The sequence below is a fragment of the Simplicispira sp. genome (assembly GCF_028687295.1).
GTDB lineage: Bacteria > Pseudomonadota > Gammaproteobacteria > Burkholderiales > Burkholderiaceae_C > Simplicispira > Simplicispira metamorpha.
This window is the reverse complement of the sequence record NZ_JAQUAL010000069.1, coordinates 1,753-16,157: the sequence shown is the minus strand read 5'-3', so window position 1 is coordinate 16,157 and position 14,405 is coordinate 1,753. Positions and strand designations below refer to the sequence as shown.

13 protein-coding genes are annotated in these 14,405 nt (G+C 63.0%); all 13 read left to right on the top strand.

Going from position 1 to position 14,405, the window contains the following annotated elements; genetic code table 11:
- The first annotated feature begins 620 nt into the window (after positions 1–620).
- A complete protein-coding gene (locus PHX69_RS09420) occupies positions 621–1,328 on the top strand; it encodes a LuxR C-terminal-related transcriptional regulator (protein WP_119014266.1) in 708 nt (235 codons plus the stop codon).
- 22 nt (positions 1,329–1,350) lie between these two features.
- Complete coding sequence (locus PHX69_RS09415) at positions 1,351–2,199, top strand: sensor histidine kinase (RefSeq protein WP_288043470.1); 849 nt, start codon at positions 1,351–1,353, stop codon at positions 2,197–2,199.
- A gap of 170 nt (positions 2,200–2,369) precedes the next feature.
- Positions 2,370–4,745, top strand: coding sequence for a Tex family protein (locus tag PHX69_RS09410; protein WP_288043469.1), 2,376 nt, complete (start codon positions 2,370–2,372; stop codon positions 4,743–4,745).
- A 24-nt stretch (positions 4,746–4,769) separates the two neighbouring features.
- Entirely contained in the window at positions 4,770–5,954 is a 1,185-nt protein-coding gene (locus PHX69_RS09405; protein ID WP_288043468.1) for an ATP-binding protein, read from the top strand.
- Positions 5,951–6,934, top strand: a complete 984-nt coding sequence (locus tag PHX69_RS09400; RefSeq protein WP_288043467.1) for a ParA family protein — start codon at positions 5,951–5,953, stop codon at positions 6,932–6,934. The genes PHX69_RS09405 and PHX69_RS09400 overlap by 4 nt, the downstream gene beginning before the upstream one ends.
- 35 nt (positions 6,935–6,969) lie before the next feature.
- A complete protein-coding gene (locus tag PHX69_RS09395; RefSeq protein ID WP_119014230.1) occupies positions 6,970–7,794 on the top strand; it encodes an HDOD domain-containing protein in 825 nt (274 codons plus the stop codon).
- A 78-nt stretch (positions 7,795–7,872) separates the two neighbouring features.
- A complete protein-coding gene (locus PHX69_RS09390; RefSeq protein WP_119014231.1) occupies positions 7,873–8,208 on the top strand; it encodes an ArsR/SmtB family transcription factor in 336 nt (111 codons plus the stop codon).
- A 47-nt stretch (positions 8,209–8,255) separates the two neighbouring features.
- Positions 8,256–8,756 carry an arsenate reductase ArsC gene (locus PHX69_RS09385; RefSeq protein WP_288043466.1) on the top strand — a complete coding sequence of 167 codons (501 nt, stop codon included), beginning with the start codon at positions 8,256–8,258 and terminating at the stop codon, positions 8,754–8,756.
- Between the two features lie 53 nt (positions 8,757–8,809).
- A complete protein-coding gene (gene arsD / locus PHX69_RS09380) occupies positions 8,810–9,244 on the top strand; it encodes an arsenite efflux transporter metallochaperone ArsD (protein WP_288043465.1) in 435 nt (144 codons plus the stop codon).
- A gap of 39 nt (positions 9,245–9,283) precedes the next feature.
- Positions 9,284–11,071 carry an arsenical pump-driving ATPase gene (arsA, locus tag PHX69_RS09375; protein WP_288043464.1) on the top strand — a complete coding sequence of 596 codons (1,788 nt, stop codon included), beginning with the start codon at positions 9,284–9,286 and terminating at the stop codon, positions 11,069–11,071.
- 1 nt (position 11,072) lies between these two features.
- Positions 11,073–12,098 (top strand): ACR3 family arsenite efflux transporter, encoded by a 1,026-nt coding sequence (gene arsB, locus PHX69_RS09370; protein WP_288043463.1) that lies wholly within the window; start codon positions 11,073–11,075, stop codon positions 12,096–12,098.
- A gap of 12 nt (positions 12,099–12,110) precedes the next feature.
- Positions 12,111–12,521, top strand: coding sequence for an arsenate reductase (glutaredoxin) (gene arsC / locus PHX69_RS09365; RefSeq protein ID WP_288043462.1), 411 nt, complete (start codon positions 12,111–12,113; stop codon positions 12,519–12,521).
- A gap of 275 nt (positions 12,522–12,796) precedes the next feature.
- A partial coding sequence (locus PHX69_RS09360; protein WP_288043461.1) for a methyl-accepting chemotaxis protein occupies positions 12,797–14,405 on the top strand: 1,609 nt, incomplete at its 3' end.

Below are 14,405 nucleotides of genomic sequence, written 5' to 3'. Positions count from 1 at the left end.
GACGAGGGAGACGGGGCAGGGCCGGTTGCCATAGCGGCGGAAGCGATAACACTGAGGGCGATGAAAGCAAGGGATTTCATGACTGTTCCTTCAAGATGTGGACTCAACACTGGCAGCTTCCGCAGCGAATCTGCGAAGGCGGCCGACCTTGACAGGACGCTGGCTGGAACACTGTGCCGGGGTTGCCGGTCAGGGCCTGTTGGCGTTCTGTCTGGGTTCAGTGTCTGTCTGTTGCGGCGCGCTGCACATACCTAGTGCGCGCTAGCCCCATCGTGTGAGGTGCTGGCGGGGTGGGCCATCCGGCCAGAGTGCAGCGGGGTGCCAGACTGGTGCACAAGCTGCGCTAGGAATACGGGCGATTCAGTGGTAGTGTCATTTTGTAAGCATTGCAACGCTTGCAAATCGCTACCGAACGGTGTGGATGTTTGCTGCTGTTTCTTTTAGTGTGGCATCCAGCGGTCAAGCCGCCCCCATCGTGCATGTGTGCCGCATGCCCCCTGAGAGTTGTGTATTTCGGCACCACTGGAGGATGTATGGTCAGAAATGAAAGCGCACAGGTCACGGCAGAGCCCATCTGCGCACCGCAGGCACGGGGCCTGGGAGAAGAAGGTCACTTCGGCATGTATTCCCACCCGCCCTCGGTGTGGCCTGACTTCCTGACGGGGCAGGCCGAGCGCCCGGTGCGTGTGTTGCTGGTGGACGACGATGCCCATATCCGCAGAATCATTGCGCAAGACCTGATGGCCGACCCGCGTACCTTGGTAGTGGCCCAGGCCGCCAGCGTGCGCGAGGGCCGCAAAGCCATCAAACAGCACGAGTTTGACGTGATGCTGGTGGACTTGAACCTGGGCGACGGCGAGGGCCTGGAGCTGCTGGACTACATGAAAACCGCCCGCCCGTCGGCAGAGGCCGTGGTGGTGTCCATCATGGAAAACGACGAAAAAGTGCTGCGCGCCTTTGAGCTGGGTGCAGTGGGCTTTTGGGTCAAGAACTCCTGGTTTGGCAACTATGCGCAGGCCGTGCTGCAAGTGGCCAATGGGGGTGCCTCCATCACGCCCCTGCTGGCGCGGCGCTTGTTGCAGCGCTTTGAGCAAGCCAACGGCCACACCGCCAAGCGCCGAGCGCCCGACGAGGCCGAGCGCCTGTCCGCCCGCGAAAAAGAAGTGCTGCGCATGGTGGCCAGCGGTTACACCAGTACCGAAATTGGCACCCGTTTGCTCATCAGCACCATGACCGTGAACACCCACGTCAGAAACATTTACCGCAAGCTGCAGGTGCGGACACGGGCCCAGGCGGTGCGATTTGCATCACTCCGGGGCCTTTTTTAACCCCGTCGCATGGTTTGTTGCCATGTTTCGCACCCACCCACCCCGTTTTGCGCTGGCCAGCGTGGCCATCTGGAGCGCCCTGTGCCTGTTGACCCTGGTCATCGTGTGGCGGTGCTGGTCGCAGAGCACGCCCAGCCTGCGCTACCTCTCCATCATCGAGATAGCGCTGACCGTCAGCCTGGGCGCACTCTTGTGGATGCACCTGCCCCGGGCTTTGCAGTGGCAACCACGCCGCAGCGTGCGCCCCAGCCCTGAGCTGCAAGCCGAGCGCAAGCGCATCGCGCGCGATTTGCACGACCACGTGGGCTCACAACTGGTCGGCGCCATGGCCTTGCTGGACGCTGCCGTGCCTGCCCAGGCGCAGGCCCTGCGGGCGCTGGAGCAGTGCCTGCTGGACTTGCGTCTGGTGGTCGATTCCATGGACGGCAACGACGAATCGCTCCCCGAGCGCCTGGCGCGCCTGCGCCACCGCATGCAGCCCGTGCTGGAGCGCCAGGGCATACAGGTGGTGTGGGACGTGGACTGCCCAAGCGATGCCACGCCGCCCGGCGGTGAGCGCGCCGCACACCTGGCGTGCATTGCCCAGGAGGCGCTGAGCAATGTGCTGCAACATTCCGGTGCCACGCAGGTGCAGGTGCGCATGGTGCATGTGCCCGACAGGGGCCATTGGCAGCTGGACATCAGCGACAACGGCACGGGCTTGCCCACCGAACTGGCGTGGAGTTCCTGGGGCAGGGGGCTGACGGGCATGCAAGAGCGCGCAAAACTGGCCCGGGGCCGCCTGCATCTGCTGCGCCCGCAGCGCGGCGGCACCTGCGTGCGCATCGTGCTGCCTTGCGCCGACAGCGCCAGCCCAGGGCATTCACCGTGACTGACAATTTGAGCCAAAACAGGCGCTAAAGCCCGCCAGTAGTGCGCTATAAGCTATCAAAAAAGTAGTGTTTTGGGGTGCTGGCAACGGCCCTGTGCGGGCTGTTTGCCACCCTGCCTGTGGCAAACTTGCCCGCTTCTCCTGACCATGTGCCGTGGGGCACCAGAGCAATGCAAAAAATCATCGGACAGATTGCCGCAGAAATCCGCGTCAGCGCGCAGCAGGTGCAGGCCGCCGTGGAGCTGCTCGACAGCGGCGCCACCGTTCCCTTCATCGCCCGCTACCGCAAGGAAGCCACCCAAGGGCTGGACGACATCCAGCTGCGCGAAGTCGAGGCGCGCCTGTCGTACCTGCGCGAGCTGCAAGACCGGCGCGTGGCCGTGCTCAAAGCCATCGACGAGCAGGGCAAGCTCACCGACGTGCTGCGCGCAGCCATCGCTGCCGCTGCCACCAAGCAAGAGCTGGAGGACATCTACCTGCCCTTCAAGCAAAAGCGCCGCACCAAAGGCCAGATCGCCCGCGAGGCTGGTATCGAGCCGCTGGCCGACAAGCTGTTTGCCGACCCCACGCTGGTGCCCGCCACCGAAGCCGTGGCCTTTTTGCGCCCGCCCGAGGTGCTGGATGACGGCAAACCGGGGCCGGATTTCTCCACCGTGGCGGCGGTGCTCGACGGTGTGCGCGACATCCTCTCCGAGCGCTGGGCCGAAGACGCCGTGCTGGTGCAATCCTTGCGCGAGTGGCTGTGGGCTGAGGGCTTGCTGCGCAGCAAAAAGGTGGAAAGCAAAAACGAAGCCGACCCTGAAGTGGCCAAGTTCCGTGATTACTTTGACTACGACGAACCCATTGGCCGCGTGCCCTCGCACCGGGCGCTGGCCGTGTTCCGGGGCCGCGCACTGGAGATGCTGGATGCCAAGCTGGTGCTGCCCGTCGAGCCCGAACCCGGCCAGCCCAGCATCGCCGAGGGCAAGATCGCCCTGCACCTGGGCTGGAGCCACGCGGGCCGCGCCGCCGACGACCTGATCCGCAAATGCGTGGCCTGGACGTGGCGCGTCAAGCTCAGCCTGTCCACCGAGCGCGACCTGTTCGCCCGCCTGCGCGAAGAGGCGGAAAAAGTCGCCATCAAGGTGTTTGCCGACAACCTGCGCGATTTGCTGCTGGCCGCCCCGGCAGGCCCGCGCGTGGTGATGGGGCTGGACCCCGGCATCCGCACCGGCGTGAAAGTGGCCGTGGTGGACGCTACCGGCAAGCTGGTGGACACCGCCACCGTTTATCCGCACGAGCCGCGCAAGGACTGGGACGGCGCCCTGCACACACTGGCCAAGCTGTGCGACAAGCACGGCGTCAACCTGATTGCCATCGGCAACGGCACCGCCAGCCGCGAAACCGACAAACTCGCCGCTGACCTCATCAAATTAATGGCAAAAGCGGCGGAAAGCCACGCGGATCAAGCGCGAGAAGCTATCGAAAAGATAGTGGTCAGCGAGGCCGGTGCCTCCGTGTACAGCGCCAGCGAATACGCCAGCCAGGAGATGCCCGATGTGGACGTGAGCCTGCGCGGCGCCGCCAGCATTGCCCGGCGCCTGCAAGACCCGCTGGCCGAGCTGGTGAAGATCGACCCCAAGAGCATCGGCGTGGGCCAGTACCAGCACGACGTGAACCAGAGCGAACTGGCGCGCACGCTGGGCACGGTGGTGGAAGACTGCGTGAACTCCGTGGGCGTGGACTTGAACACGGCCAGCGTGCCGCTGCTCTCGCGCGTGTCGGGCCTCTCGGGCAGCGTGGCCAAGGCGGTGGTGCGCTGGCGCGAAGCCAACGGTGCCTTCAAAACCCGCAAGCAGCTGCTGGAAGTGGCGGGCCTGGGCGCCAAAACCTTTGAGCAAAGCGCTGGTTTCTTGCGCATCCGGGGCGGCGACAACCCGCTGGACATGACCGGCGTTCACCCCGAAACCTACCCGGTGGTGGAGCAAATCATCGCCAAAACCGGCAAGCCTGTGGCCGAGCTGATGGGCCGCGCCGACATGCTCAAAACCCTGCAACCGGCGCTGTTTGCCAACGAGAAATTTGGCGTCATCACTGTCCAGGACATCCTGGCCGAACTGGAAAAGCCGGGCCGTGACCCGCGCCCCGACTTCAAGGTGGCGCGCTTCAACGACAGCGTGCAAGACATCAAAGACCTGAAGGAAGGCATGGTGCTGGAGGGCACGGTGAGCAACGTGGCGCAGTTTGGCGCCTTCATTGACCTGGGCGTACACCAGGACGGGCTGGTACACGTGAGCCAGCTGGCGCACAAGTTTGTCAGCGACGCGCGCGAGGTGGTCAAGACTGGCGACATCGTCAAAGTGAAGGTGCTGGAGGTGGATGTGCCGCGCAAACGCATCAGCCTGACCATGAAGCTCGACGCCGCCCCGGCCCGGCGTGACGGCCCGCGCGACAACCGCTTTGAAGGCGCAGGCCGCAGCCAGCAAGCGCCGCGCCGCACGCCCGAGGCACCCGTGGCTTCGAGCATGGCCGCTGCGTTTGCCAAATTGCAAACCAAGGGGCGCTGAGCGCGCCCGAAAAAAGGCCTATTGATGTTGACGCCAGAATTTGTACAAGCGCTACTGACCGATTTGGAATCGGACTGCATCGAACGCACTACCTCGACCAGCAACACCGACAAGTTCGCCCAGGCCATTTGTGCGTTCGGCAACGACTATCCAGGCCACCGGCAGCCTGGGTACCTCATCGTGGGTGCAAACGACGATGGCACCCCTTGTGGTTTGGACGTGACCGACGAGTTATTGCGCAATCTGGCTGCCATCCGCGCAGATGGCAATGTGCTTCCACCGCCAGCCATGACCGTCGAAAAAGTGGTGCTGTCCACCGGAGACGTTGCAGTGGTGATTGTGCAGCCCTCCACGGTTCCACCTATTCGCTACAAAGGCCGCGTTTATATTCGTACTGGGCCACGTAAAAGTATTGCCAACGAACAGGAAGAGCGCATTCTTTCGGAGCGCCGGGCCAGCCTGGTTACCACCTTCGATGCCCACCCGGTACCTGAAGCGACGCTGACCGACCTGACGATGCGGTTGTTCGATGAATATCGAATGCAAACCGTCGATTCCGACACCATTGCAGCCAACCACCGCACCACGGAGGAGAAGTTGGCGTCGCTGCGCTGCTACGACCTCACCGCTGGCAGGCCCACGGTGGCAGGGCTCTTGCTGTTTGGCTCCAATGCGCGCTATTTTTTGCCCGGTGCTTACGTCCAGTTCTTGAAATTTCCTGGCCATGGAATGACGGAGCGCCCAGACGATGAAAGCGAGGTTTCCGGAGACTTGCGCACCGTGGTGGAAACCATGCGGCAAAAAATCATGGCTTACAACCCGGTTCGCTCCTTGCAAGGAGAAGGGTTTCAAGATCGCTCTGGGGCTGATTACCCTGAGTGGGCATTGCGCGAGTTGTTTCACAACGCCATCATCCACCGCGACTACCAGTCCAACACCCCTGTGCGTTTTTACTGGTTTGCTGACCGCATCGAGATCCAAAGTGCAGGCGGCCTTTATGGCGAAGTGACCCCCGCAACCTTGACGCGGCGCAACAGCTACCGCAACCCTGTGTTGGCTGAAGCCATGAAGTCGATGAACTATGTCAACCGTTACGGCTACGGGATTCAGCGGGCACAAGATCTCTTGGCAGCCAACGGCAATCCACCTGCCGAATTTGAGATTGACGACAAAGTGTTCCTCGTCACCATCCGCAGGAGATCCTCATGAAAAGCGTTGCCTTTTTCAACAACAAAGGTGGCGTGGGCAAAACTTCGCTTATCTATCACTTGGCGTGGATGTTTGCCGAGCGTGGCGTCAACGTGCTGGCGGTGGATCTGGATCCACAAGCTAACCTTACCTCCATGTTTCTGGACGAGGAACGGCTCGAAGAACTTTGGCCCGATGGTGAGCACCCGGAAACGGTATACGGCTCCATACAGCCGATATTGCGTGGCATTGGTGATATTGCAATGCCTCACGTTGAAAAACTGGCACCCACACTGGGGCTCATACCGGGTGACTTGGGTTTATCACGCTTTGAAGACAAGCTCTCTGATGCATGGCCGCGCTGCCACAACCGCGACGAGGCAGCCTTTCGCACTATGACTGCATTCCATCGAATGGTTTTGCAAGGGGCGCAGTGGGGGGCTGACATTGCTTTGATTGACGTTGGCCCCAATCTCGGTGCCATCAACCGCGCAGCACTGATTGCATCAGACCAAGTAGTCGTGCCATTGGGAGCAGACTTGTTTTCGTTGCAAGGGCTGAAAAACCTCGGGCCAACCCTTCGCGAATGGCGGCAAACTTGGAAAGAGCTGGTACCAAAGGCACCTGTGGGCCTAGCGACGCCAACAGGCCAAATGCAACCCATTGGCTACGTGGTGAGCCAGCACGGTATCCGGGAGAGTCGGCCCGTCAAGTCTTATCAGCGTTGGGTTGATCGCATTCCATCGGTATATCGGGAGGCTGTACTGAATGAGTCTGCGTCCAAAGTACCCAGGCCTTCGTCAGACCCTTACGCTCTGGCCTTGCTCAAACACTACCGCAGCCTGATGCCCATGGCCATGGATGCGCGCAAACCCATGTTCGCCTTGCGCGCTGCTGACGGTGCTATTGGTTCCCACATTGAGGCCGTGCGTGCCTGCTACGACGACTTTTCTCAATTGGCCCAGAAAGTGGCTAATCATGCTGGCCTGGCTCTTGGCTAGTTGTTAGAAATTTCGTTTTACAAACTCACGTCCCCATGGATCTGAACGCCCTGTTGGCCACGCCCCTTGCGCTGCCCAGCCAGCCGCGCGCGGTGGCATTGCTGATGAACGAGCTGGCGCACGACGAGCCCAATCTGCGCCGTGCCAACCAGCTGTTTGGCACCGACCCGGCGCTGGCGGCGCGCCTGCTGGAGCAGGCCAATGGTGATGGCTTTGCCCTCTCGGGCCAGATCGCCGGTATCTCCGAGGCGCTGGCGCTGCTGGACGTGGCGCAGCTGCGTGCGCTGGTGCGCAGCGCGCCGCTGGGCACCACCTCGCGCTCGGTGCCGGGCATGAACATGCAGCAGTTTTGGCGCTACAGCCGCAACACCGCCAAGCTGGCCCGATCCCTGGCGGGCAGCGTGCAGCAAAGCCAGGTGGCGGCCTACACCGCAGGCCTGCTGCACGCGCTGGGCGAGCTGATCATCCACCTGGCGCACCCGGACAAGGTGCAGTCGCTCAACACACTGGTATCCCCGCTGGACGTGCGCCGTGGCAAGGTGGAGCAGCGCATTTTTGGCTTTGGCTACGGCACCGTCAGCGCGGCCCTGGCCCGGCGCTGGCATTTGCCCCAGGCGGTGGTGGACGCGCTGCACCACCAGCACGCCCCTTTTGACAACCACGCCTACGAGCCTTTGGCAGGCGTGCTGCACCTGGCCTCGTGGCGGGCCCGTGCGCGCGAGGCCGGTTGGGGCGACAAGGAGATGGCGGTGACGTTTCCCGGCGAAGTCGGGCTGGTGCTGGGGCTGGACATCGACATGGTGTTGCAGCAAGACCCCATCGACTGGCTGGCCCGCCCCGAACCCGAAGACGCCTGGTAAACGCCCGGCGAATGGGCGCTGCGCGGCCGCAGTAGATTCTTTATTGCAATATTTCAACTATTGTTGAATAATTGCTGAATGGAAAAAACCACTGCTACCACTGTGTTTGAGTCGCTGGCTTCAGGCGTGCGCCTGGATGTGTTTCGCCTGCTGGTGCGCCAAGGCCCCGAGGGCCTGGTGGCGGGCGAGATTGCGGCGGAACTGGAGCTTCCGCCCACCAATTTGTCGTTTCACCTGAAGGCGCTGACGCAGGCGGGTTTGCTCACCGTGGTGCAAGAGGGGCGCTACCAGCGCTACCGCGCCAACATCGCCCTGATGACCGAGCTGATCGCCTACCTCACCGCAGAGTGCTGTGCTGGCAACCCCAGCCTGTGCCTGGGCAGTGATGCCCCGGTGGCTTGTACCGGCGCCTGAGTTCGCCACAACACCCCATTTCTTACTCCCCCCAACGGACTGGCACCATGCTCAACGTTCTGTTTCTTTGCACCCACAACGCGGCCCGCAGCATCCTGGCCGAGGCCTTGTTGAACCACCTGGCCGCTCAGGAAGAGGTGCCGCGTTTTCGCGCGTATTCCGCAGGCAGCAGTCCGCGTGAGCACCAGCAGCCCCACCCCCTGGCACTGCAAACGCTGGCCCATGCAGGCATCTCCACGCAAGGACTGCGCAGCAAAAGCTGGGACGAGTTTGCTGCCCCCGGCGCCCCGCACATGGACGTGGTGATCACCGTGTGTGACAACGCTGCGGGCGAGGTGTGCCCTGTCTGGCCCGGCCACCCGGCCACGGCGCACTGGGGCTATGCCGATCCCTCGGAGGGCAATTTGTCCGAAGCGCAGCAGCGCGACGCTTTTCGGCAAACGCTGCACGCCATGGGCAAGCGCCTGGAGCTGCTGCTGAGCCTGCCCACCGACAAACTGCACAAAGCGCTGTTGCAAGACACGGTTCGCACCCTGGCCACGCCGTAGCCCGGGCTACTGCGCCATCCCCTCCATTTTTTGTTCCACCGAAAGGTCACACCATGTCCACCATTGAAATTTTTGATCCGGCCCTGTGTTGCAGCACCGGCGTTTGCGGCGTCGAAGTGGACCAGCAGTTGGTCAACGCTGCCGCTGATGTGGACTGGGCGCGCCAAAACGGCGCCCAGATCGAGCGCTTTAACCTGGCGCAGCAGCCCATGGCATTTGCTGACAACGTCCAGGTCAAGGCCATGCTGCAACGCTCGGGCCAGGAGGCTTTGCCACTGACGCTGGTCGATGGCGAAGTGGCCTTGGCCGGGCGCTACCCCACCCGTACCCAGCTGGCGCGCTGGGCTGGATTGGCCGAACCCGCTCCAGCAGCCCCTGCTGTGGGTGCTTGCTGCACGCCCCCTGAAACCGCTGCCGAGCCCCGCACGGGCGGCTGCTGTGGTGGCAGCACTGGCAGCACTGGCAGCACTGGCAGCCGCTGCTGCTGACGCGGCGCACCCAGATCGCACTGTTTGAAAGGCTTTCCCATGCAGTTTCTCGACAACGCCCCGCGTTTTTTGTTTTTTACCGGCAAGGGCGGCGTGGGAAAAACCTCGCTGGCCTGCGCTGCGGCGGTGCAGTTGGCGGCGCAGGGCCAGCGCGTGCTGCTGGTCAGCACCGACCCGGCCTCCAATGTGGGGCAGGTGTTTGGCCTGCCCATTGGCAACCAGATCACAGCCATCCCCGAGGTGCCCCGCCTGTGGGCGTTGGAGATTGATCCCCAGGCCGCCGCCCAGGGCTACCGCGACCGCATCGTTGGCCCGGTGCGCGGCGTGCTGCCCGACGACGTGGTCAAAGGCATTGAAGAGCAGCTCTCGGGGGCCTGCACCACCGAGATTGCTGCCTTTGACGAGTTCACCGCGCTGCTGACCGATGGCAGTCTGGATGCGCGCTACGACCACATCCTGTTCGACACCGCGCCCACGGGCCACACCATCCGGCTGTTGCAGCTGCCGGGCGCGTGGAGCGGTTTTTTAGAGGCCGGCAAGGGCGATGCGTCTTGCCTGGGGCCGCTGGCCGGGCTGGAGAAGCAGCGCAGCCAATACCAGGCCGCAGTGGCCGCGTTGGCCGATGGCGAGCGCACCCGGCTCGTACTGGTGGCGCGGGCACAGCCCTCATCGCTGCGCGAAGCCGCCCGCACCCACGACGAGCTGCACGCCATTGGACTGGGCCAGCAGCATCTGGTGGTCAACGGGGTGTTGGCGCCCGAAGAGGCCGCGCACGACCCGCTGGCCGCTGCCATCTGCCAGCGCGAGCAGGCCATGCTGGCGGCCATGCCCGCTGCCTTGCAGGCGCTGCCCACCGATGTGATTGCGCTCAAGCCGTTCAATCTGGTCGGGCTCGATGCCTTGCGCCAACTGCTGGTGCCTGCCACCCCGGCCACCCCGCAGGCCGCTGCTGCCGATGCCTTGCCCCAGGCGGCCATTGCTGCGCCGCGTTTGTCTGATTTGGTCGACGCCATTGCCGCCGACGGCCATGGCCTGGTCATGCTGATGGGCAAGGGCGGTGTGGGCAAAACCACGCTGGCTGCTGCGCTGGCCGTGGCGCTGGCGCAGCGTGGTCTGCCGGTTCACCTGACTACTTCAGACCCGGCAGCGCATTTGGTCGAAACCCTGGGTGGTGCGCTGGAGCACCTGACCGTGAGCCGCATCGACCCCCATGAAGTGACCCAGCGCTACCGCGAAAAAGTACTGGCCAGCAAGGGCGCCCAGCTTGATGCGGCGGGCCGGGCGTTGCTGGAGGAAGACCTGCGCTCGCCCTGCACCGAAGAAATCGCCGTGTTCCAGGCTTTTTCGCGCGTGATCCGCGAGGCGGGCAAGAAATTTGTGGTGATGGACACCGCGCCCACCGGCCACACCCTGCTGCTGCTGGACGCCACGGGCGCCTACCACCGCGACATCGTGCGCCAGATGGGCAGCACGGGCGTTCACTTCACCACGCCGATGATGCAGCTGCAAGACCCGAAGCAAACCAAGGTGTTGTTGGTCACGCTGGCCGAAACCACGCCCGTGCTGGAAGCGGCGCACCTGCAAGAAGACCTGCGCCGCGCGGGCATTGCGCCCTGGGCCTGGGTCGTCAATAACAGCGTGGCAGCGGCCCACGTCAGTTCGCCACTGCTGCGCCAGCGCGCGCGCAATGAGCTGCGCGAGATCGACGCCGTGGCCACACAGCACGCCATGCGCTATGCCGTAGTGCCCCTGCTGGCACAGGAGCCCGTGGGTGTGCCGCGCCTGCTGGCGCTGGCCAGTGCCGATATTTCTTCTTCCGGAGTCTGATATGGGTTTGTTTGAACGCTACCTGACCGTGTGGGTCGGGTTGGGGATTTTGGCGGGCGTGGGCTTGGGCCTGTGGGTGCCGGGGGCCTTCCAGGCCATCGCGGCGCTGGAATACGCCCAGGTCAACTTGGTGGTGGCCGTGTTCATCTGGGTGATGATTTACCCGATGATGATCCAGATCGACTGGGCTGCCGTCAAAGACGTGGGCAAAAAGCCGCAAGGGCTGGCGCTGACGCTGGTGGTCAACTGGCTCATCAAGCCCTTCACCATGGCGGCGTTGGCCGTGCTGTTTTTTCAGTATGTGTTTGCGCCGTGGGTCGATCCGCAGTCGGCCAGCGAGTACATCGCCGGCATGATTTTGCTGGGCGTGGCGCCGTGTACGGCCATGGTGTTTGTCTGGAGCCAGCTGGTCAAGGGCGATGCCAATTACACGCTGGTGCAGGTGTCGGTCAACGATCTGATCATGGTGGTGGCGTTTGCGCCCATTGCCGCCTTTTTGCTTGGCGTGACCAACGTGACCGTGCCCTGGCAGACGCTGGTGCTTTCCACGGTGCTGTACGTGGTGCTGCCGCTGGCGGCGGGCATGGCCACGCGCCATGCGTTGCAGCGGCGATCGAGCCACGCGGTGGCCGATGTGGTGGCGCGCATCAAGCCGTGGTCAATCACGGGGCTGATTGCCACGGTGGTGCTGCTGTTTGGTTTTCAGGCGGGCACCATCGTGGCCAAGCCGCTGGTGATTGCCATGATTGCCGTGCCGCTCATCGCGCAAAGCTATGGCATCTTTTTCATCAGTTGGTGGGGCGCGCGCTGGCTCAAGCTGCCGCACAACGTGGCCGGGCCGGCCTGCCTGATCGGCACGTCCAACTTCTTTGAACTGGCGGTGGCGGTGGCGATTTCGCTGTTCGGCCTGAACTCGGGCGCGGCGCTGGCCACCGTGGTGGGCGTGCTGGTAGAAGTGCCGGTGATGCTGTCGCTGGTGGCCTTGGTCAACGCCTGGAATCCGCAAAAATCGACCCTCAACCCTTGATTGGATGACTCTATGACCGACGACATCACCATCTACCACAACCCGAAATGCGGCACCTCGCGCAACACGCTGGCGCTGATTCGCCACTGCGGCATCGAGCCTACCGTGATCGAGTACCTGAAAACCCCGCCCAGCCGCGCCGAGTTGCAGGCACTGATTGCGCGCATGGATTGCCCGGTGCGCGAGGTGCTGCGGCAAAAAGGCACGCCCTACGACGAGCTGGACCTGGGCAACCCGCGCTGGACGCCCGATGAACTGCTGGACTTCATCGCGCAGCACCCCATCTTGCTGAACCGGCCCATCGTGGCCACGCCCCAGGGCGTGCGCCTGTGCCGCCCCAGCGAGGCCGTGCTGGCGCTGCTGCCCCAGCCCCTGCCCAGTCCGTTCACCAAGGAAGACGGTGAAGTGGTGGGAATCTCCTGAAATTTGACGTGAAAATTGGCCCTGGCGCCCGCTGGTAAAGCGCTATTTGCTATTTATTTAGTAGCAAAAATGGATTGTGGGGTGGCAGCCCGGTATGTTGCGGATTTGCAGCAAAAAAATAAAAACTTTTTGTGTTGAATCAACTGATTCATAAAATCAGACAAGGGTTTTCCCTTAATTTTTAATTCTCTGGTCGTCCGCGTGGCCGTTTTCCTGTGTTGCGCTTGTGGCTTTTGGCGCAATGGGGGCGCCAACATACACAAAGGTTTTCACAGGTGTCATTTCTCAATTTGAAAATCGGTACCCGCCTGGGGGTGGGTTTTGCCGCAGTGCTGTTGTTTCTGGTGGCTGTGCTGGCCATGGGCTTGAATGCGCTGGTGAACACCAGGGCCAACATGGATGCCATTTCTGCCAGCCATGCCAAAGAGGGCACCACCAATATCATGTTGGACAACATCCGCGACATTTACGGCGCTGCAAGCACCATCGTGGTATTGACCGACCCCGCCCAGATACAGCAGCACATGGACCAGGTGGCCGCTGCCCGCGCCAGGTACACGCAGGCCAAAGCGGATTTGGCCCAGCGGGTGCAGACCGAGAGCGGCAAGGTCTTGATGGCCGAGGTGGAAACCGCATTGGCTGCTGCGGCGCCCCAATCAGACCACCTGTTTGAGCTGACCCAGAAAAACCTGAGGGATGAAGCCACGGTGCATTTGCTGACCAAGGTGCAGCCCAGTTTTCAGGCGGTGATCAGGGCGCTGGACAAGCTGATTGCCCTGGAAACGGAGCTGGCACAAAAAGAAGAAAAGAACGCGCGCGCACAGTACGAATCCGCCCGCAACTGGATGCTGGGCCTGGGGGGCTTGGCCATTGTGCTGGGATTGGCCATTGCCGCGCACATCACCCACACCATCACGCAGCCGATCAAGCACGCTGTGGAGGTGGCCCGCACCGTGGCCGAGGGCGATCTGTCTTCGCGCATCACGGTCAACTCGCAGGATGAAACCGGCCAGCTCATGCAGGCGCTGCAGCACATGAACGACAGCCTGGCCAACGTGGTGGCCGACGTGCGCAGCAGCACCGACAGCATGGCCACGGCCACCACCCAGATTGCCTCGGGCAACCGCGATTTGTCCTCGCGCACCGAAGAGCAGGCCAGCTCGTTGCAGCAAACGGCCGCTTCGATGGAACAGCTGACCTCGACGGTCAAGCAAAACGCTGACAACGCCCAGCGCGCCAACCAGCTGGCTGTGATGGCCTCTGGCGTGGCCGTCAAGGGCGGCGGCGTGGTGGCGCAGGTAGTGGGCACCATGGATGCCATCAGCACGTCTTCGCACAAGATCGTGGACATCATCGGTGTGATCGACGGCATCGCTTTCCAGACCAACATCCTGGCCCTGAACGCGGCAGTGGAGGCTGCGCGTGCGGGCGAACAAGGCCGGGGTTTTGCCGTGGTGGCCGCCGAGGTCAGAACCCTGGCGCAGCGTTCGGCTGCGGCGGCCAAAGAGATCAAGGTGCTGATCGATGAGTCCGTGGGCCAGGTCGAGGCGGGCAGCAAGCAGGTGGGTGAAGCGGGCCGTACCATGGAAGAAATCGTCAGCAGTGTGCGCCGCGTCACGGACATCATGGGCGAGATCTCTGCCGCCAGCCAGGAGCAGACCACGGGCATTGAGCAGGTCAACCAGGCCATTTCGCAGATGGACCAGGTTACCCAGCAAAACGCGGCCTTGGTGGAAGAGGCAGCTGCTGCTGCCGATTCACTGCAGGGGCAGGCCAGCCACCTGATGAAGGCCGTGAGCGTCTTCAAGCTGGCTTCTGGCGCTGGCTCTGTCAGCGTGGCTGCGCCTGCGGTGCGCAGTGCCGCCACGGCACGTGCGGCGGCGG